14 protein-coding genes and 1 pseudogene are annotated in these 20797 nt (G+C 64.7%); 14 read left to right on the top strand and 1 reads right to left on the bottom strand.

Translation table 11 applies throughout. The features are described 5' to 3' along the window. The first annotated feature begins 73 nt into the window (after nucleotides 1-73). From hpaR to IVA93_RS25675, 12 genes and pseudogenes are all read left to right on the top strand, one after another. On the top strand, nucleotides 74-592 hold the full coding sequence (gene hpaR, locus IVA93_RS25730) for a homoprotocatechuate degradation operon regulator HpaR (protein WP_018456948.1): 519 nt from the start codon (nucleotides 74-76) through the stop codon (nucleotides 590-592). 240 nt (nucleotides 593-832) lie between these two features. Continuing rightward, a complete protein-coding gene (locus tag IVA93_RS25725; protein WP_018456947.1) occupies nucleotides 833-1609 on the top strand; it encodes an HpcH/HpaI aldolase family protein in 777 nt (258 codons plus the stop codon). Between the two features lie 93 nt (nucleotides 1610-1702). Continuing rightward, the gene (locus IVA93_RS25720) at nucleotides 1703-3226 is read left to right on the top strand and encodes a D-arabinonate dehydratase (protein ID WP_018456946.1); all 1524 of its coding nucleotides are present in this window, start codon (nucleotides 1703-1705) and stop codon (nucleotides 3224-3226) included. Between the two features lie 104 nt (nucleotides 3227-3330). Next, nucleotides 3331-6600: a transglutaminase family protein gene (locus IVA93_RS25715; RefSeq protein WP_247363445.1), complete on the top strand. Its 3270-nt coding sequence runs from the start codon at nucleotides 3331-3333 to the stop codon at nucleotides 6598-6600. 27 nt (nucleotides 6601-6627) lie between these two features. Then, on the top strand, nucleotides 6628-9165 hold the full coding sequence (locus tag IVA93_RS25710) for a circularly permuted type 2 ATP-grasp protein (RefSeq protein ID WP_085352205.1): 2538 nt from the start codon (nucleotides 6628-6630) through the stop codon (nucleotides 9163-9165). Beyond that, nucleotides 9162-10040: a transglutaminase family protein gene (locus IVA93_RS25705; RefSeq protein WP_247363444.1), complete on the top strand. Its 879-nt coding sequence runs from the start codon at nucleotides 9162-9164 to the stop codon at nucleotides 10038-10040. Before IVA93_RS25710 ends, IVA93_RS25705 begins: the two co-directional genes overlap by 4 nt. Before the next feature lie 210 nt (nucleotides 10041-10250). Continuing rightward, complete coding sequence (locus IVA93_RS25700) at nucleotides 10251-11078, top strand: metal-dependent phosphohydrolase (RefSeq protein ID WP_026233269.1); 828 nt, start codon at nucleotides 10251-10253, stop codon at nucleotides 11076-11078. A 12-nt stretch (nucleotides 11079-11090) separates the two neighbouring features. Then, nucleotides 11091-11979: pseudogene (locus IVA93_RS25695) on the top strand (alpha/beta fold hydrolase). Between the two features lie 135 nt (nucleotides 11980-12114). After that, on the top strand, nucleotides 12115-12741 hold the full coding sequence (gene folE / locus IVA93_RS25690; RefSeq protein ID WP_018456940.1) for a GTP cyclohydrolase I FolE: 627 nt from the start codon (nucleotides 12115-12117) through the stop codon (nucleotides 12739-12741). A 27-nt stretch (nucleotides 12742-12768) separates the two neighbouring features. After that, nucleotides 12769-14292, top strand: a complete 1524-nt coding sequence (locus tag IVA93_RS25685) for an FAD-dependent oxidoreductase (RefSeq protein WP_204510659.1) — start codon at nucleotides 12769-12771, stop codon at nucleotides 14290-14292. A gap of 179 nt (nucleotides 14293-14471) precedes the next feature. Further along, complete coding sequence (locus tag IVA93_RS25680) at nucleotides 14472-15680, top strand: ABC transporter substrate-binding protein (protein WP_247541284.1); 1209 nt, start codon at nucleotides 14472-14474, stop codon at nucleotides 15678-15680. Nucleotides 15681-15874: 194 nt separating this feature from the next. Further along, nucleotides 15875-17104, top strand: coding sequence for an acyl-CoA dehydrogenase family protein (locus IVA93_RS25675; RefSeq protein WP_247371075.1), 1230 nt, complete (start codon nucleotides 15875-15877; stop codon nucleotides 17102-17104). An 87-nt stretch (nucleotides 17105-17191) separates the two neighbouring features. Here the strand turns inward: IVA93_RS25675 and IVA93_RS25670 are convergent, their stop codons facing one another. Then, nucleotides 17192-18529 (bottom strand): epoxide hydrolase family protein, encoded by a 1338-nt coding sequence (locus IVA93_RS25670; protein WP_247363440.1) that lies wholly within the window; start codon nucleotides 18527-18529, stop codon nucleotides 17192-17194. Between the two features lie 634 nt (nucleotides 18530-19163). On the opposite strand from IVA93_RS25670, the gene IVA93_RS25665 reads away from it, so the two are divergent. Further along, complete coding sequence (locus IVA93_RS25665; RefSeq protein ID WP_085352210.1) at nucleotides 19164-19655, top strand: septal ring lytic transglycosylase RlpA family protein; 492 nt, start codon at nucleotides 19164-19166, stop codon at nucleotides 19653-19655. A 362-nt stretch (nucleotides 19656-20017) separates the two neighbouring features. Then, nucleotides 20018-20776, top strand: coding sequence for a cupin domain-containing protein (locus IVA93_RS25660; RefSeq protein ID WP_018456933.1), 759 nt, complete (start codon nucleotides 20018-20020; stop codon nucleotides 20774-20776). The last annotated feature ends 21 nt before the right edge of the window (nucleotides 20777-20797 follow it).

Genomic DNA, 20797 nt, shown 5'->3' with positions numbered 1-20797 from the left:
ACATGTTAAGTGAATGCGTCAATCGCAAATTGGCTTGCTGCACTGCAAACGTTTCGCGGCTTGAAAGGGCGTCATGACGAAGAGACCGGCTGATCCTGCGAACGGAAGTGAGCCCGCCGTGCGGCAGGTGCCGATGCGCGACTTCTCGCGTTCGCTGCCGATGTCGTTGCTGCGGGCACGCGAGGCGGTGATGCGGCAATTCCGTCCCTCGCTGCGCACGCATGGCCTGACCGAGCAGCAATGGCGCATCCTGCGCGCGCTCGCGGCGATCGACACGGTCGAGGTCACGGAACTCGCGCGCACCGCGTTCCTGCTCGGCCCGAGCCTGTCGCGCATCCTGCGTGATCTCGAGGCGCGCAATCTGATCGAGCGCAAGACCGCCAAGGCGGACCAGCGCCGCAGCATGGTCTCGATCTCGGAAAAGGGCGTGAAGCTGATGGCTTCCGTCGCGCCGTCCTCCGAAGCGATTTATGCCGAGATCACGCGACGCTTTGGCGCGCGCAAGCTCGTCGAATTGCAGGAGATGCTCAGCGAGCTCGAACAAAGTCTCGCAGGGCTCGGCGCGGGCGAGGAGGCAAGTGCCGAGGAGTGAAAGCAGATATGCGCGAGCGCGCGGCAACAATCATGGACATCGCCGCATTTTTTCGCTCAAAGTGCCCCGCAGCCGATGCGCAAAAATCGGCGCGCCGGGACGGATTGCGCCGCCTTTGCCAAGTGAAACCTTGCGTCATCGCGAGCGTAGCGCGGCGGTCGGGTTCGCGCTAGTAACGGCATCGTGCTGTCGCGGCGCTCGTCATGGTGACGAAGGTCCAAAACAAAGAAGGAAGGCAACGTGGCGAACAAGGTCAAGGAAATCTGGAAGTCGGGCAAGGCCGTGGTCAACGCGTGGCTCGCGATTCCCTCCGGCTTCTCGGCCGAGATGATCGCGCAATGCGGCTTCGACAGCGTCACCGTCGACATGCAGCACGGCGTGCAGGATTATCTGTCGATGGTGCAGTGCTTCCAGGCGATGGACAAGCACCCGATCACGCCGATGGTCCGCGTGCCCTGGAACGAACCCGGCATCATCGGCAAGGTGCTCGATGGCGGCGCCTATGGCGTGATCTGCCCGATGGTCAACACGCCGCAGGAAGCCAGGAACCTCGTCTCCTATGCCAAGTACCCGCCGAAGGGCGTCCGCTCCAACGGCCCGATCCGCGCCGGCATGTACGGCACCGCCGGCTCCTACCAGAAGACGGCCAACGACGACATCGTGCTGCTGCCGATGATGGAGACCAAAACCGCCGTCGAGAACATGGAAGCGATCTTCGACGTCGAAGGCATCGACGGCGTCTATATCGGCCCGTCCGACCTCGGCTTCTCCTACGGCCTCGAACCGAAGCTCGATCGCACCGAGCCCGAGATCCTTGCGATCTACGAGAAGATCATCAAGGAGTGCGGCAAGCGCGGCCTCAATCCGGGCATCCATTGCAGCGGCGCCGAAGGTGCCGCGCGCGCCATCAACATGGGCTTCAAGCTGGTGACGCTCTCGAACGAGGTCGGCCTGATGACGACCTACGCCAAGATGCAGGTCAACGCCACCCGGAAGGATTCCGGCGGCAAGGCCTGAGAACTCGCGAATGGCGATGGGGAGTAGCGAATGAGCTGCTCCCCTTTTCCATTCGCCACTCGCTACTCACTATTCGTCTGAAGGAGACCTCCCATGACCATCAGCCCCGTCATTCGCCTGCATCCCGATGATGGCGTGCTGATCGCGCGCGCGAGCTTGCCGCCGGGAACATTGGTGGCCGACGGCGTGACGACGGTCGAGCGCATTCCTTCCGGCCACAAGGTCGCGATCAAGCCGATCGCATTGGGCGAGCCGGTGATACGCTACGGCCAGATCATCGGCTTTGCGACGGTGCCGATCGCGCCGGGCCAGCACGTGCACGTGCAGAACTGCGGCATGGGCGATTTCGCCAAGGACTATGCCTATTGCGTCGACGTCAAGCCGACGCCGAATTTCGATCTGCCGGCGAGTTTCGAAGGCATCCGCCGTCCGGACGGCCGCGTCGCCACGCGCAACTACATCGGCATCCTCACCTCGGTGAATTGCAGCGCGCATGTCGCAAGCCTCGTCGCCGACGTCTTCAAGAAGAATCCGTTCACCGGCGACAATCCGCTGGCCGACTTCCCCAATGTCGACGGCGTGGTCGCGCTGACCCACAAGACCGGCTGCGGCATGACGCAGAACGAGCCCTTAGCGCTGCTCCGCCGCACGCTCGGCGGTTATGCACGGCACGTGAACTTCTCTCATGTGATCGTGCTCGGCCTCGGCTGCGAGGTGAACCAGATCGGCGGCCTGATGGAGGAGCAGAAGCTCGCGGGACGTCTGCGTGCGATGGACATCCAGGAGGTCGGCGGCACCCGCAAGACGGTGGAAGCCGGAATTGCCTTCGTACGCGAGGCACTCGCGGAGTCCAACAAGGTCAAGCGCGAGTCCGTTCCGGTGAGCGAATTGACCGTGGCGCTGCAATGCGGCGGTTCGGACGGCTATTCCGGTGTTTCCGCCAATCCGGCGCTGGGTGCGGCCAGCGATCTCATCGTACGTCACGGCGGCACCGTGATCCTGTCGGAGACGCCGGAGACCTATGGCGCCGAACATTTGCTCACGCGCCGCGCCGTCAGCCGCGAGGTCGGCGAGAAGCTGGTCGATCTCATGCGCTGGTGGGACGAATACACGACGCGCGAAGGCGCCGAGATGAACGCCAATCCCAGCCCGGGCAACAAGGCCGGCGGCCTCACCACCATTCTGGAGAAGTCGCTCGGCGCGATGGCGAAGGCCGGCACAACCAACCTCGTCGAGGTGCTGCGCTACGCCGAACCCATCACCAAGAAGGGTTTCGTGTTCATGGACACCCCCGGCTACGATCCGGTCGCCGCGACCGGGCAGGTCGCCGGCGGCGCCAATCTGGTCTGCTTCACCACGGGCCGTGGCAGCGTGTTCGGCTGCAAGCCGGCGCCCTCGATCAAGCTCGCCACCAACACGCCCATGTACAAGCGCATGGAAGAGGACATGGACGTCAATTGCGGCACCATCCTCGAAGGCGAGGAGAGCGTCCAGCAATGCGGCCAGCGCATTTTCGATCTCATCCTCAAGACCGCGTCGGGCCAGCCCACCAAAAGCGAGAGTTTTGATTTCGGCGGCGCCGAGTTCGCGCCCTGGGTACTGGGCGCGACGATGTAGCAAAGGCGCAGCCCGTGCCGTAGGCACGGTCTGCCCGTTGTTAGTGCTTGATCGAGGTCACCAGCGGTGTTCTGCTCAAAAAAGCTGCTGGAGTACCGCACCCCGTGTCGATCTATGTCGCACTACACCACGTCACGCACTACAAATACGACCGTCCGATCGATCTCGGCCCGCAGACCATCCGTCTGCGGCCGGCGCCGCATACCCGCACGCCGATCCTGAGTTATTCGCTCAAGGTCACTCCGGCCAATCATTTCGTGAACTGGCAGCAGGATCCGCTGGGCAATTGGATCGCCCGTTACGTCTTTCCGGAGAAGACGACCGAGCTCAAGATCGAGGTCGATTTCACGGCGCAGATGACCACGGTCAATCCGTTCGACTTCTTCGTCGAGCCCTATGCCGACAGCTTTCCGTTCGAATATACGCAAGATCTCAAGACGGAACTCGCGCCTTATCTCGAGACCGTCAAGCCCGATCGGCTGTTCGCGAAATATCTCGATACGATCCCGCACGAAGCCCCGAACACCGTCAACTTCCTGGTCGATCTCAACAGGGAGTTGCAGAAAAGGATCGGCTACGTCATCCGCATGGAGGCGGGCGTGCAGACGCCGGAGGAGACGCTCTCCTCCGCGGCCGGCTCATGCCGTGACTCCGCCTGGCTTCTGATCCAGACCTTCCGTCGCCTCGGTCTCGCCGCCCGTTTCGTCTCCGGCTATTTGATCCAGGTCCGTCCCGACATCGATCCGATCGAGGGGCCGCCGGAGGTCGAGAACGATTTCACCGATCTGCACGCCTGGGCCGAGGTCTACCTGCCGGGCGCGGGCTGGATCGGCTTCGACGCGACCTCGGGCATGCTTGCGGGCGAGGGCCACATCCCGGTCGCCGCGACGCCGCACTACCGCTCGGCGGCGCCGATCTCCGGCGGCGCAGGCTTCGCCGAGGTCGAATTCGCCTTCGACATGAGCGTCAAGCGCATTCGCGAGGCGCCGCGCATCACAAAGCCGTTCTCCGACGAATCCTGGATACGGCTGAACGATCTCGGCGAGCAGGTCGACGGCGATCTTGCGGCCCAGGACGTGCGTCTGACCATGGGCGGCGAGCCGACCTTCGTCTCCGTCGATGATCTCGAAGGCGCCGAGTGGAACACGGACGCCGTCGGCCCGACCAAGCGCGGGCTCGCCGACGATCTGATCCGCCGCCTGCGCGCGCGTTTCGGACCCGGCGGCCTGCTGCACTTCGGGCAAGGCAAATGGTATCCCGGCGAAAGCCTGCCGCGTTGGGCGTTTGGCCTGTACTGGCGCAAGGACGGCGTGCCGATCTGGAAGAATGCCGACCTCATCGCCAGCATCGAAAATCCGCGGTCGGCGCAGGCCAAGGACGTCCAGGCGTTCGTGGAGGGCACGGCGCTGCGGCTCGGGCTCGATCCCGGCTACATCATGCCAGCCTATGAGGACACCGCGTACTGGCTGCAGAAGGAATCTGAGCTTCCCGTCAACGTCGATCCCTCCGATTCCAAATTATCCGATCCGGAGGCCCGCGCGCGGATGGCGCGGGTGTTCGAGCAGGGGCTCAACAACCCTCGCGGCTTCGTGCTGCCGGTGCAGCGCTGGAATGCGGCGCCACGCTGGCGCAGCGAGCGCTGGCAGCTCCGGCGCAGTCATCTGTTCCTGATGCCGGGCGATTCGCCGCTCGGCCTGCGCTTGCCGCTGGACTCGCTCGGCTATGTCCCGCCCGATCAATATCCCTACATCGTCGAGCGGGATCCGATGGAGGCCCGCGGCAAGCTGCCGGTGTTCAGCCTTCCGGCGCGTCCGGACGCGCCGGAGCGGCTCGAGCCCGAACAGCTCAACACCTCGGTCCCCGTCCGCACCGCGATGTCGGTCGAGGTCCGCGACGGCGTGCTCTGCGCCTTCATGCCGCCGGTCGAGCAGATCGAGGATTATCTCGAGATGATCGCGGCGCTCGAAGCGACTGCCGAGGAGATGCAGCTCCAGGTCCATGTCGAGGGTTATCCGCCGCCATTCGATCCGCGTGTCGACGTGATCAAGGTGACGCCCGATCCCGGCGTGATCGAGATCAACGTCCAGCCGGCAAAGAACTGGCGCGAGGCGGTCGACATCACCGTCGGGCTCTATGAGGATGCCGGCAAGACACGCCTCGGTGCCAATCGCTTCCTGGTCGATGGTCGCCACACCGGCACCGGCGGCGGCAATCACGTCGTGGTCGGCGGCTCGAGCCCGCAGGACTCGCCGTTCCTGCGCCGGCCTGATCTGTTGAAGAGCCTGGTGCTGCACTGGCAGCGGCATCCGTCGCTGTCCTATTTCTTCTCCGGCCTGTTCATCGGCCCGACCAGCCAGGCGCCGCGCATCGACGAAGCCCGCCACGACAGCATTTACGAGCTCGAGGTCGCGCTCACGCACGTGCCGCCGCCGGGCACTCAGGCGCCGCTGTGGCTGGTAGATCGCTTGTTCCGGCATCTCCTCGTCGACATCACCGGCAACACCCATCGCGCCGAGATCTGCATCGACAAGCTCTATTCACCGGACGGCACGACCGGCCGCCTCGGTCTCGTTGAATTCCGCGCGCTCGAAATGCCGCCGGATCCACGCATGTCGCTGGCGCAGCAGCTGCTGATCCGCGCGCTGATCGCAAAATTCTGGCGCGAGCCGCAACAAGGCAAGTTCGTGCGATGGGGCACCGCGCTGCACGACCGCTTCATGCTGCCGCACTTCATCTGGGAGGATTTCCTCGAAGTGCTCACCGAGTTGAAGCAGTCCGGCTATCCGTTCGAGCCTGAATGGTATCTGGCCCAGCTCGAATTCCGCTTCCCCGCGTTCGGCCGCATCCATCATGGCGGCGTGACGCTGGAGCTGCGGCAGGCGCTGGAGCCTTGGCACGTCCTCGGCGAGGAGGGCTCGGCCGGCGGCACCGTGCGCTATGTCGACTCGTCGGTCGAGCGGCTTCAGGTCAAGGCGGAAGGCTTCGTCGCGGGCCGCCATATCGTCGCCTGCAACGGCCGCCGCCTGCCGATGACCGCCACCGGCCGCTCTGGTGAAGCCGTGGCCGGCGTCCGCTTCAAGGCCTGGCAGCCGGCCTCAGGCCTGCACCCGACCATTCCCGTTCATGCGCCCCTGACCTTCGACCTCATCGACACCTGGAACGGCCGCTCGCTCGGTGGCTGCGTCTATCATGTCGCCCATCCCGGCGGCCGCAGCTACGACACCAAGCCGGTCAACACCTACGAGGCCGAGGCGCGGCGGCTGGCGCGCTTCCAGGACCATGGCCATACGCCGGGTCCGATGCAGCCGCCGCCCGAGGAACGCACAAATGAGTTTCCGCTGACCCTCGACTTGCGGACCCCGCTCCTGCAATGAGTATGATGCCGGGGCAGGGAGTGGCGCATGGCCGAGGGCGCAGCCGAAGAGGACGACAAGGCGGGTCAGGCGCAAGGTCAACGTGATGGCCAGCGCGAAGGCCAGCGCCGCTTCGCGCAATGGGTCCGCGACTACAGGCGCCTGCCCGACATCCCCGACGAGTTTCTCGGCCCGGACGGCAAGCCCCGCGCGGTCTGGAGCCGCTTCTTCGATGCCTTCGGTGCGCTCGCGCCCGATGAGGTTGAGCGGCGGTTTGGCATGGCCGACCGTCATCTCCGCGAGGCCGGCGTCACCTATCGCGCGCCCGGCGAGAGCGCCGACCGGCCCTGGTCGATCAGCCATCTGCCGCTGCTGATTGACGAGGCCGACTGGAAGCAGCTGTCCGACGGCATCACCCAGCGCGCCGAGTTGCTCGAGCTCGTGCTGCGTGACATCTATGGCGAGGGCCGCCTCGTCGCCGAAGGCGCGCTGCCGGCGGCCGCGATCGCGGGGAGCCCCGAATATCTCCGTCCCGCCTGCGGCGTGCCGCCGCCGGGCGGGCGCTATCTCTCGCTCTATGCCGCCGATGTCGGCCGCGGGCCCGACGGACGCTGGTGGGTGCTCGGCGATCGCACGCAGGCGCCGTCGGGTGCGGGCTATGCGCTGGAGAACCGCCTGGTGCTTTCGCGCGCCTTCTCGGATCTCTACAAGTCGATGAACGTCCCGCGCGTCGCACCATTCTTCGAGGCGTTTCGCGACAGTCTTCGGGCGCGCGCCGACCGCGACGAGCCGCGGATTGGCGTGCTCACGCCGGGCAGCTTCAGCGAGACCTATTTCGAGCACGCGACGTTGGCGCGCTATCTCGGCTTCCTGCTGGTCGAGGGCGACGATCTCGCCGTCAGCGACAATCATATCCACATCCGCACGGTTGCAGGCCTCAAGCGCCTCGACGTGCTGCTGCGCCGTGTCGATTCCAATTCGCTCGATCCGCTCGAGCTCGATGCCTCGTCACGGCTGGGGGTCCCCGGCCTGATCGACGTGCTGCGCAAGGACGGCGTCGTCGTCGCCAACATGCCGGGCTCGGGTGTCCTCGAGGCGCGCGCGATGCTCGGCTTCCTGCCGGCGCTCAGCCGCCGGCTGCTCGGCGAAGAGCTGAAGATGCCGCACATCGCGACCTGGTGGTGCGGCCAGCGCTCGGCGCGCGACGAAGTGTTGTCGCGGCTCGACGAGGTCGCGATCGAAGGCGCGTATCGGCGCGGCGTTCCCGGTTTCGACAGCAACGGTCCGGTGCTCGCGAGCGAACTCGACGCCGCCGGGCGCCGGCGCCTGAGCGACGCCATCGCTGCGCGCGGCATGGACTATGTCGGCCAGGAGGTGGTGCGGCTCTCGACCATGCCGGTGTGGGAACAGGGGCAAATCACGCCGCGTCCCTTCGTGCTGCGCGTGTTCGCAGCCGCGACGCCGGACGGCTGGGCCATCATGCCCGGCGGCTTCTGCCGGATCGCCGAGCAGCCGGATGCGCGCGCGGTGTCGATGGGCGACGGCGCGCGCTCCGCCGACGTCTGGGTGGTCTCGGACAAGCAGGTCTCGACCGCGACGCTGCTGCCTGCGATCGACAAGGTGCGCATCCGCCGTATCGCCGGCGTGCTGCCGAGCCGCGCCGCCGACAATCTGTTCTGGCTCGGCCGCTATCTCGAACGCGCCGAGGCGACGCTGCGGCTGGTGCGGGCGCTGGGCTCGCCGAGCGGGCCCAACAAGGGCACCGCGGCCTCGCTGCAATCGGCGGAACGTATCCAGCGCCTGCTGGTGACTTGGGGCGCGATCTCGCAGACCTCGCGCGCGGCGCCCGGCCGCATCGTTGCCGAAGCGCTGCAGAGCCCGGAGCGTTTCGGCTCGGCACTGTCGCTGGTCCGCGCGGCCCAGCGCACGGCGACCTCCTTGCGCGAGCGGCTGTCGCCCGATGCCTGGCAAGTCATCACGGAGATGGTCGAGCGGCTGGCCGTCGAGGTCGAGGACGACGACAGCGTGCTGAGCGCGGCCGAGTTGACCTTGCAGGAGCTCGCGAGCTTTGCCGGCCTTGCGCATGAGAACATGAACCGCGCCGCCGGCTGGCGCTTCCTCGATATCGGTCGGCGCACCGAGCGGGCCATCAACACCACGCGCTTTGCCCGGCAGTTTGCCTATGACGAGGCCGGCGACGAGGATCTCGATATCCTGCTGACGCTGGTGGATTGCCAAATCACCTACCGCTCGCGCTATCTGCTGGCGCCGATCCTGGCGCCGGTGCGAGACCTCGCCGTGCTCGACAATTACAATCCGCGTTCCGTGGCGTTCCAGGTGACGACGCTGAACGAACACATCGCCGCACTGCCGAGCCTGAAGGAGCACGGCCTGATCGAGAAGCCGCAGCGGCTTGCGGTCGCGCTGCAGGCGATGCTCGCGACCGCGCAGGCCGAAAAGCTCGAGGTCAAGACGCTGTTCGCCCTGGAGCAGGATCTGCTCAGCCTCGCCGAGGCGGTCGGGCAGCACTACTTCCCGCACGGTCCCAATGCGAGCCGGCCGGAAAAGCTGACGGGGCTGGCGTGATCTACGATATCCGTCACGTCACCACCTACGAATACGAGAGCCCGGTTAGCTTCGCGCGCTGCACGCTGCGGCTGGAGCCGAGGAGCGGCAATGGCCAGGAGCTGATTTCGCATAAGGTCGAGATCCGTCCGCGCCCTGCGGAGCGTAGCGTCCGGCGCGATTTCTTCGGCACGTTGACCGAGAGTGTCGTGATCGACGCCGCGCATCGCACCCTGCGCATCGATTCCCGCTCTCGCGTGAAGGTGTCGCGCCAGCCGCCGGCGCGCGCCGCTGTCAGCCCGGCCTGGGAGAACATTCGCGACATCGCCTTCGAGGCGACGAGCCTCGGGCCGTCCTCGCCGGTCGGCTATGTCTTTGCGAGCCCGCTAGTGCCGGTGCTGGGACCGGTCAGCGCCTATGCGGCGGAAAGCTTTGCGCCCGGCGCGGGCATCCTTGCCGGGGCGGTCGATCTGATGCATCGCATCCGCACCGAATTTCGCTACGACCCCAAGGCGACGGTGATCTCGACGCCGCTCAACGAGGTCTTCGTCAAGCGCCATGGCGTCTGTCAGGATTTTGCCCATGTCATGATTGCGGGCTTGCGCGGGCTGGGCCTGCCCGCGGCCTATGTCAGCGGATATTTGCGCACCATTCCGCCGGCGGGCCAGCCGCCCCTGCAGGGCGCCGACGCCACCCATGCCTGGGTGTCGCTGTGGTGCGGGGACGAGCTTGGCTGGGTCGATTTCGACCCGACCAACGATCTTATGGTTGCTGGCGACCATATCGTGCTCGCAGTCGGCCGCGACTTCTCCGACGTTTCGCCGGTCGACGGCATCATCGTCGGCTCGCCGAAGCAGAAGCTCGACGTCGCCGTCGACGTGCTGTTGGTGGAATGATTGCGGGTCCTGCCCGCGACACCCATCCCGGGTGTGGCGGGTCTGCACCGCAACCGCGATATCGCGGGGCACAAACCGCAACATATTTCCGAGTTTGCGCCCCCGGGTTTGGCCAGTCGGCCAAGATGGGCTATGCTGGCGCCTGCTCGAGGACGAGAATGAGACGTCGGGAATTGGCGTGGAAAACCACCGACAGACGGGGCTGCATCCATGATGACGTTACCGAAACTGGCGGCGGACTCCCTTGAAAAATTGCTGGGCTCGTTCATGCGTCGCCGGTTCGACGAGCCCTCTGCGCGCATCGTCGAGAGCGCAACCCGCACGGCGATGGAATGCATCGGCAATAGCGACGCGCTCTATCACAATATCGAGCATACGATGCTGGTGACGCTGGCGGGTCACTCCATCCTCAGCGGCCGATATCTTCACGCCCATCTGTCGGCGGAAGACTATGTCCATGTCCTGATCGCCTGCCTGGCCCATGACATCGGCTATGTGCGCGGCCTGTTCGAGGAGGATGACACCGATGGCTTCGTCATCGATGCAGCCGGCACCAAGGTGTCACTGCCGCGCGGCGCCTCGGATGCAAGCCTGATGATGTATCATGTCGACCGTTCCAAGCTTTATGTCTCGCGGCGGCTGCGACACATTCCGGGGCTCGATCCGGAGCGCATCGCCCGCGCCATCGAGGGCACCCGGTTTCCGGCCCGGGAAGGCCAGGACTATGACGACGAGGCCTCGATCCTGCGCGCGGCCGACTTCATCGGCCAGCTCGGCGACCCCAATTATCTGCGCAAGGCCAATGCGCTCTACTACGAGTTCGAGGAAGTCGGCATCAACCGCCAGCTCGGCTACGATTCGCCGGCCGACATCGTGAACCGCTATCCGCAGTTCTATTGGAATAGCGTCGCGCCGCACATCCAGACCGAGATCGGTTACCTCAACAAGACCGAGATCGGTCGGCAGTGGATCGCCAACCTCTACAGCAACGTGTTCCGCGCCGAGCGTGACATCACGTTATCCGGGCCGCAAAAATAGCTCCGCTTTCTAATGCAACAAAAAACGGTCACCACCGATCCTCGACATCGCCTATCGCGAATACGGCGCGCCGGACGGCTGGCCCTGCATCATGGGTCACGGCTTTCCCTACGACGTGAACGCCTATGCCGAGACCGCGCCGATCATGGCGCAAGCGGGCGCCCGGGTGCTGGTGCCCTGGCTGCGCGGCTACGGGCCGACGCGATTCCGCTCCGCTGCGACGTTGCGCTCCGGCGAGCAGGCGGCGCTGGGCGCCGATCTGCTGGCCTTCATGGATGCGCTTGGAATTGCGCGCGCGGTCGTCGGCGGTTACGACTGGGGCGGGCGCGCAGCCTGCGTGGTCTCGGTGCTGCATCCGGAGCGCGTGATCGCGCTCGTCTCGGGCAATTCCTACAACATCCAGAACATCGCGCGCTCGATGGAGCCGGCTTCGCCACCGGAGGAGGCGGCGCTCTGGTATCAATATCTCTTCCACAACGAACGCGGCCGCCGTGCGCTGGAGCGCAACCGGCGCGGTTTTGCGCGCCAGCTCTGGTTGATGTGGTCGCCGAGATGGGCCTTCGACGACGCGACGTTCGAGACCAGCGCCATCTCGTTCGACAATCCTGATTTCGTCGATGTCGTGATCCACTCCTACCGTCATCGTTACGCGCTGGTCGCGGGCGACCCCGCCTATGCGGCGATCGAGGCGAAGCTCGCCGCCCAGCCGCCGGTTCAGGTGTCGACCATCGCGATCGACGGCGACAGCGACGGCGTCAATTCCGGCACCGCGCACCATGCACGCAAATTCGAGGGCTTTTTCGAGCGGCGCGTCTTTGCAGGGGCCGGCCACAATTTGCCGCAGGAGCGGCCGGCCGAATGGGCCCAGGCCGTGCTCGACGTGCGGAAAGCGGCCTCATAGCGCCGGATTTCTCGTCCCGCTGTCTTGCCGCTCTCACAGCTTCCAATTTTTCCTGATTCCGGGAACCTTTTCCGATCGCAGCCGTCCAAGCTGTGGGCCGCCTTCTGTATGCGGTTCGTTGCAGGGGAGTTTTCGATGAAGACGCAAACGCGCAGGCTGGAACGTGTCGCGGTCGCGCAGGCGCCGAGCGAGCGGCCTGAAAGGGCGGAGGTCGAGCAGGCGATCCGGACCATGATCCGCTGGGCCGGCGACGATCCCGCGCGCGACGGTCTGCGCGATACGCCGGACCGGGTCGCGCGCGCCTTCGAGGAGTATTTCTCCGGCTATGCGCAGGATCCGACCGAAATCCTGCAAAAGACCTTTGAGGAGATCGAAGGCTATGACGAGATGATCGTCCTGCGCGGCGTTCGCTTCGAAAGCCATTGCGAGCACCACATGGCACCGATCGTCGGCCGCGCCTGGGTCGCTTATATCCCGCAAGGGCGCGTCGTCGGCATCTCCAAGCTCGCGCGTCTCGTCGACATCTACGCCAAGCGGCTTCAGATCCAGGAGAAGATGACCGCGCAGATCGCCAACACGATCAACGACGTGCTGAGGCCCGAAGGCGTCGGGGTCATCATCAAGGCGACGCATCACTGCATGACCACGCGTGGCGCACATAAGCCCGGGACAGATCTCGTCACCAGCCGCATGCTCGGCGTGTTCCGCGACAATGCGTTGACACGCCAGGAACTGCTGGGGCTGGCCAATTCGGACGATTGATCCGCGACGGCTCAAGGAGGCAACGCCATGACCGAAGACAAGAAGCCAAGCGGGCCCGACCTGAGCCGAGGCGTGACGCTCGCCGCGTTCAAGGACGGCAAATTGCTCGGCCATGTCGGCGAGGAAGACGTCCTGCTGGTGCAGGCCGGCAGCGAGATCTTCGCGATCGAGCCGACCTGCAGCCACTATCACGGTCCGCTCGCGGAAGGACTGGTAGTGGGCGACACCATCCGCTGCCCCTGGCATCATGCCTGCTTCTCCTTGCGGTCAGGCGAGGCGACCCGTCCGCCGGCGCTGAATGCGCTGGCGTTGTGGGAGGTCTCGCGCGATCAGGACAAGATCGTCGTCCAGCGCAAGCGCGAGATGCCGAAGCCTCCGGCGTGTCACCGGACGGCGCCAACGCCGGAAAAATTCGTCATCATCGGTGGCGGCGCGGCGGGTTTCGCGGCGGCGGAGACGCTCCGTCGCGAGGGCTTTGCCGGCGCCATCACCATGCTCAGCAATGACAGCGCGATGCCGGTCGACCGGCCCAATCTTTCCAAGGATTACCTCGCGGGCAACGCGCCGGAGGATTGGCTGCCGCTGCGAGGCGAGGACTATTATCAGGACGCCGGCATCGATCTCAGGCTCAACACGAATGTTGCCGCGATCGAGGCGAAGACGCGCAGCGTGACGCTGGGCAACGGCGACAGGCTGCCGTTCGACCGGCTGCTACTCGCGACCGGCGCCGAGCCGGTCCGATTGCAGATTCCGGGTGCCGACCAGCCCCATGTCTACACCCTGCGCTCGGTCGCCGACAGCCGCGCCATCATCAAGGCGGCGGGCAGCGCCAAGCGGGCGCTGGTGATTGGCGCCAGCTTCATCGGCCTCGAAGTCGCGGCCTCCTTGCGGGCACGCAAGATCGAGGTGCACGTGGTCGCGCCGGACGAACGGCCGATGCAGAAGGTGCTCGGTCCCGAGATGGGCGACTTCGTGCGCGCGCTGCATGAGGAGAACGGCGTCAACTTCCATCTCGAGGACACCGTGGAAAAGCTGGACGGCACGCGCGCCACGTTGAAGAGCGGCGGCGTGATCGAGGCCGACCTGGTCGTGGTCGGCATCGGCGTCAAGCCGCGCCTTGCGCTTGCCGAGCAGGCGGGGCTTGCGGCCGATCGGGGCGTCAGCGTGAGCGAATATCTGGAGACCAGCGTATCCGGCATTTTCGCGGCCGGCGACATCGCGCGCTGGCCCGATCCGCATTCGCGGCAAACCATCCGCGTCGAGCATTGGGTGGTGGCGGAGCGGCAGGGCCAGACCGCGGCGCGCAACATGCTCGGCAAGCGCGAGCGCTTCGAGGCCGTGCCGTTCTTCTGGTCGCAGCACTATGACGTGCCGATCAACTATGTCGGCCACGCCGAGAGCTTCGACGACATCGCGATCGACGGTAGCATTTCCGGCAAGGACTGCCTGCTGAAGTATAGCAAGGGCGACCGCGTTCTTGCGGTTGCTTCAATTTATAGGGATCTCGACAATCTCAAGGCCGAGCTGGAGATGGAGCGGACACGCGGCTGAGGCGCGCATCCGGTCTCGATTTGCGTCAATGGTGCTGCCCGCGAGGGCGGCTGTGCACCGGCTGATCAGCAACTCGACGCAAGACCGCCTTGCGGAACTCCGCTGATCTGACGTGCTGGCAAGAAGCAGCACGCCGCGCGCCTTCCGAGTCGCGCGGCGATCATCACCGGGGAGAAACCATGAAAGCCGCTTTGGTCCTGGCTGCAGCCTTGGCTGCCTGCCTGTCCGCGCCTGTCTCCGCGCAGAAATCCTACGGTCCCGGCATCAGCGACACCGAGATCAAGATCGGCAACACCATGCCCTATAGCGGCCCCGCTTCGCCCCTCGGTATCACCGGCAGGGTGATCTCGGCCTATTTCGACGAGGTCAATGAGAAGGGCGGGATCAACGGCCGCAAGCTCAATCTCCTGTCGCTCGACGACGCCTTCTCGCCGCCGAAGACCATGGAAGCGGCGCGGCGGCTGGTCGAGGGTGACGGCGTCGCCTTCATCTTCGCGACCATGGGCACGGCGCCAAGCTCGGCGATCGCGAAATATCTCAACAGCAACAAGGTGCCGCAGCTGTTTCTGATCAGCTCGGCCTCGAAGTGGAACGATCCCGCCAACATGCCCTGGTCGATGGCGCTGCCATGGGCACCGAACTACACCAGCGAGGCCGCGATCGACGTCGCCTATGCCCGCGCCAAGAACCCGAATGCGCGCTTCGCGGTGCTCTATCAGAACGACGACGCCGGCAAGGAATATCTGCGCGGCGTCAAGGAAGCGCTTGGTGCCGACGCCGACAAGGCGATCGCGATGGCGTCGAGCTTCGAGGTCGCCGACCCCACCGTCGATTCCCAGGTGCTGACGCTCGCCAACACCAAGGCCGACGTGTTCATGATCTATTCGGTGACGCCGCGCGCCTGCGCCCAGGCGATTCGGAAAGCGCATGAGGTCGGCTGGCAGGCGACGCGCTTCCTCGCCTCGGGCTGTGCCAACAAGGCGACCGTGATGGTCCCGGCCGGCCTCGATGCCGGCAAGGGCGTGCTCTCGCTCGGCTCGCTCAAGCCGTTCGTCGAGGCGCCGAAGGACGATCCGGCGATGACGGCCTATATCGATTTCATGAAGAAGCGCCTGCCCAATGCCGACGTCAACAACGTCGCGGGTCTCTACGGCTACACCGTCGCCGAGGCATTGGTGGTCTTGCTGAAGCAGTGCAAGGACAATCTGACGCGCGAGAACATCATGGCGCAGGCGGCCAATTTGAAGAACGTGCCGCTATCGCTACTGATGCCCGGCATCACCCTCAACACCACGCCGCAGGATTTCCGCCCGATCAAGGACGGCTATATGCTCCAGTTCAATGGCAACGACTGGATCGTCGCCAGCGAGCTGCTGCGCGGCACGTGAGGGGCACGCGAGCGGCAGCATAGACAGTGCACCCTCTCCCCTTGCGGGAGAGGGTGGATCGCCGCGAAGCGGCGAGCCGGGTGAGGGGTATCTCTCCGCGAGTCGTCTCTACATTTGAACTCGCGGATACAACCCCTCATCCGGCGCTTCGCGCCACCTTCTGCCACAAGGGGAGAAGGGAACAGGAGGACCCCATGGATTTTCAACACTCCGAACGTTCGCTGGAGCTGCAGGAGCGGGTCCGCCGGTTCATGCGGACGCATGTCGAGCCGGTCGAGGAGCTCTACTACGAGCAGGTGAAGCCGGAAGCGACACGCTACAGGACGCCGCAGATCCTTCAGGACCTGAAGCGGCTGGCGCGCGAGCAGGGGCTTTGGAACCTGTTCCTCTCCGGCGAGCACGGCCAGGATCCCAACAACACTGGCTTGACCAATCTCGAATACGCGCCGGTGAAGGAGATCATGGGCCGCATCCTCTGGGCGCCGGAGGTGTTCAATTGCTCGGCGCCCGACGTCGGCAACATGGAGGTGCTGGCCAATTACGGTACGCCGGCGCAGCAGGAGCGCTGGCTGAAGCCACTGCTGGAAGGGCGCATCCGCTCCGGCTTCTCGATGACGGAGCCGCAGGTTGCCTCCAGCGATGCCACCAACATCCAGTGCGAGATCAGGCGCGACGGCGGCGACTACGTCATCAACGGCCGCAAATGGTTCACCTCGGGCGCGATGAACGAGGATTGCGAGATCCTGATCGTGATGGGCAAGACCGCGCCCGACGATCCCGATCGCCACCGCCAGCAATCCATGATCCTGGTGCCGAGAGCGACGCCTGGCGTGCGCATCGTCCGCGACATGCTGACCTACGGCTATGACGACGCGCCGGTCGGCCATCCCGAGATCGTCTACGAGAACGTTCGCGTGCCCGCGGAGAACATCCTGCTCGGCGAGGGCCGCGGCTTCGAGATCGCGCAAGGCAGGCTCGGCCCCGGCCGTATCCACCATTGTATGCGGCTGATCGGCTGCGCCCAGCGCGCGCTCGAATTGATGTGTCAGCGCGCGGTCTCCCGCACGGCCTTCGGCAAGCCGCTCGCAGAACAGGGCTCGGTGCGTGAGGACATCGCGCACTCATTCTGCGAGATCGCGCAGGCGCGGCTCTTGACGCTGCAAGCCGCCGACAGGATGGACCGCGAGGGCAACAAGATCGCGCGCGACCTGATTGCGGCCGCCAAGATCGTGGTGCCCAGCATGGCCGCCCGCGTTATCGACCGCGCCATCCAGATCCACGGCGCTGCCGGCGTCTCGCAGGACACGTTCCTGGCGCGTGCTTACGTCTACGCCCGCTTCATCCGCATCGGCGACGGACCGGATCAGGTGCATCTGGCCGCGATGGGGAAGGAGCTGATCAAGCGTGGCGGGGTGATGGGCTAGCAAACGCCATCACTGACGGCCCCATTTCTTCTTTCCCGCGCAAAGCGAGGCGGCATGAACACCTTGCCGGCGGCGCCTTGACCACCGTCACTGGACCAGATGTGCGGGCCGAAGGGGCCTGAATGCGGCGCGCAGCTCGGCGGAGAAAAGCGCCGGCTGCTCCCAGGCAGCAAAATGACCGCCTTTGTCGACCTCGTGGAAGTAGGTCAGGTTGCGATAGGCGCGCCGGGCCCACGTCTCCGGGGCTTGATAGCTCTCGCCCGGGAAGACCGTGATGGCCACCGGCAGTGAGATCTCCGCAGTCTTCTCCGGACCTGCAAGGGCGGGACTGCGCCCGCTATATTCCCAGTAAAGTCGCGCCGAGGAGGTGGCGCTGTTCGTCAACCAGTACAGCGTGATGTCGTCCAGCACCTCGTCGCGGGATTTTTCGGAGTCGGTGTCGTCGAACTTCCAATGCGAGAAGCCGGGATGTCCGAGCATCCAGGCTGCCAGGCCCGCGGGAGAATCCGTCAAGCCGTAGCCGATCGTTTGCGGCCTCGTTCCCATCATCAGCGCGTAGGACCGGTTGCCCATCTTGCCGGCCGCACTGAATGCATCGAACGCCGCGCGTTCCTTGGCGGAGAGGTCTGCCGGAGCAGGCCCGCCGGCCGCGAGGATCGCGGCGATATCGGGCGGGACGATCGCCGGCAAGTTGATATGGATGCCGAGCAAGCCTGCCGGCGCCAGCCGTGCCATCGCACTCGAGACCGGCGAGCCCCAGTCGCCGCCCTGCGCGACATAGTGGGTGTAGCCCAGGCGCTTCATCAGTTCCGCCCAGATGCGCGCTGTGTGGTCGGGACCCCAACCGGTATCGACCGGCTTGCCGGAGAAGCCATAGCCGGGCATCGAGGGGATCACGACGTCGAACGCGTCCTCGGGCCGGCCCGCATGGGCCGTTGGATCGGTGAGTGGATCGATCAGCTTGAGCTGCTCGAATACCGATCCCGGCCAGCCATGGGTTATGACGACAGGCAGGGCATTGGGATGTTTGGAGCGGACATGAATGAAGTGGATGTCGATGCCGTCGATGTTGGTCATGAACTGCGGAAGTCGATTCATCTTCGCTTCGATCTTTCGCCAGTCGTAGGCCGTCCCCCAATAGTTGAGGAGGGACTGGAGCTTCGCCAGCGGGATACCTTGGGAGTGATCGGAAACAGTCTCGCGATCGGGCCATCGCGTCGCCAACACGCGCCGCCGAAGCTCCACCAAGTCCTCCTCCGGCACGGCAATGTGGAAGGGGCGAATTGTGCTTTCGCCCGCGGCCGCCGCTCCACGCAGCGGAAACACGCTCGTGGAAATCACCGCTGCAATTCCAACCGCTGCCGTGCTCAAAAGCGCGCGCCGGCTTCTGTCGATGGTGTTCTCGGAATTGTATGGCATCGGCATAGGACACCTTCCTGGCTTCAGGCGATCGGAGCCTGCGGAGCAGGGCAGTCCTTCGTCTGGCTCTGCAACATGGCTCGGAAGCTGGTCAATAGCTCGTTAAGGCTTGTTAGATGCTGTGAGCAGTTGCGTGATGCCGGGCAGGGTGAAGGAAGACAAGCTCAGCATTTCTGTCCCATGTCCGCTGACACGGACGGAGTGAACAAGCTGACGGGACTCTGTGCGCCGGCTCGTTGTCCGGGAACGCGTTCAGCAGCGGGCCTCGCTGCGCAAGGACATCGCAAACTCTCTCTCTGCGACATCGCGCAAGCAAGCCTTCTCACGCTAGGTGGCTGCCTCCGCCGCAGCAATGATCGCTTCTGCCAAAACCAACGCCGATAAGGATGAAAGCACGGTCAGGCAGGCGAGCGCATCGATTGGCCTGATTGGTGGCGCCGTAGAGTCATGCCGTCGCGCGATTTCACTGTCGCCCTCGTCGTCATGCTGTTGACGCAATGTCTGTCTTAGACGGCGACAAGTAAAACACGTGCTGGAACTGTTGAGGTTCCTACAAACGGTTCCGGAGCCAGGGGTTGGCTCGATCCGCAAAACGATTTGCGGCATCGGAACCGAACAATCGAAAATCACAGGAGATATAATGGGGTTCCGATCGAGCGCCGCAATCTGCGGCGCCGTGATTGCACTTGCCGTTTCCGTTTCTATTGCGCGATGTGAAGCTGGTGGGGTTCACTCAAGCGCTGTCGACAACGCCGCTTCCGGGGAAACGATCGTTGGCGCGGCATCCATGTACAATCCGTTCAAGCCAGGCAAAGAGGAGGGCGGCCCGAAGACGGCTTCCGGCGAGCGCTATGACCCCTCGGTCTGGTCGGCCGCCATCAAGACGAGCTTGCGCAAGAAATTCGGTGGGGTCCAATTTGGCGCGAAGCCGAAATACGCCCTCGTCGAGGCCGTCGGCAAGAAGGTCATCGTCAGGATAAATGACGTGGGACCGCTACGGCCCGGCCGCATCATCGACTTCAATGAGCGGACGATGCGCCATTTCGATCCGAGCCTGGAGCGCGGGGTCATTCCCGATGTCAAAGTTCGGCCGCTTGCTGGTGGCGATTGGACCCCCGGACCAGTTGGCTGAACCGTCGCACCAGGAGGTCGCGCAGCACGGCCCTTCCACAATAGGCGAAACGCTTCGATGGCTCTCCATGCGGTCGGCGAGGCGTTGCCCACCGGCGCGACGGTGGTCGGATGTTTGGGAAAACCGACATATCTCCATGCTCGACCAAAGCCGAATAGCGGAGTGAAATCTGCGCGTCTAGATTGAAAGAATGGAAAGGCAAGTGGGGCGGGCAGCCGTTGCTCCGGCGGTCTCATCAACTTGCTTTTTTCCGACGGTTTTTATCAGCGTTCTACGCCCACGCATGTTCGCCAGTATCGATGTCATTGCGAGGCAGTGCCACTGGAGCGGTGTGCGATTGCACGCAACCGCGGAGAACGCAGATGAGCAGCTTCCCTTGGCCCTTGTGGCAAAAGCACAAGAACAAATCGCTGGATCGTGCGGAGCCTCCTTCGGACAAGGTGGAGCCTTCGTCCGAACAGTTCGAAGGCGGGGGTCGGCGACACCTGCTGCAGGCGCTGTCCGTCTTCGCCGCCGGCAGCGCGTTGGGGGAGATGTCAAACCCCGCCGAAGCAAAAGACTCCAGTGATTTGCCACCTCCAAGACGTGCACTGACCGGCCGCGATGAAGCCGGCAAGTCGGTGTTGAAGTCTTTTGAGGTGACTCCAAAGCTGGTGGAAATCGATGCCAATCCAGGACTGACTTTCTATGAACTGTATATGACTGAGGGAGTGCCAGGACTGACTGGCCTGGAGCCGGATCCGATGTCGGCAGGAACGAAGGCGTTTCCGGGGCCTGCGGGGACCATCTTTCGATTGATCTCGTATCCGCCGAAGCGTCCTGAAGGTTGGAAGCCGCCGCCTGGCGTCACGTTCGAGAGTGGGCTTAGAGAAATGTCGGACAAGATCCCCGGCATGGGAGATCATTTTGAGCGCGGCGCTCCAGGGATGCACACATCGGATACAATAGACTACGGAGTCGTGGTTCGCGGCGAGATGACGCTGGAATTGGACGACGGCCAGAAGGTCCATTTGCGTCAGGGTGATTGCATCGTGCAAAACGGAACGCGCCATCGCTGGCGCAACCCATTGCCCGAACCCTGCCTCATGGCGTTTGTTTCGATCGGCGGGAAGCGCGCCTGACGCGTGGAGACCTGGCGCCTC

The organism is Bradyrhizobium sp. 155, from assembly GCF_023101105.1.
GTDB classification, from domain to species: Bacteria; Pseudomonadota; Alphaproteobacteria; order Rhizobiales; family Xanthobacteraceae; genus Bradyrhizobium; species Bradyrhizobium canariense_D.
Note: the sequence above shows the minus strand (reverse complement) of the source record. Positions and strands in the feature narration are given on the sequence as shown.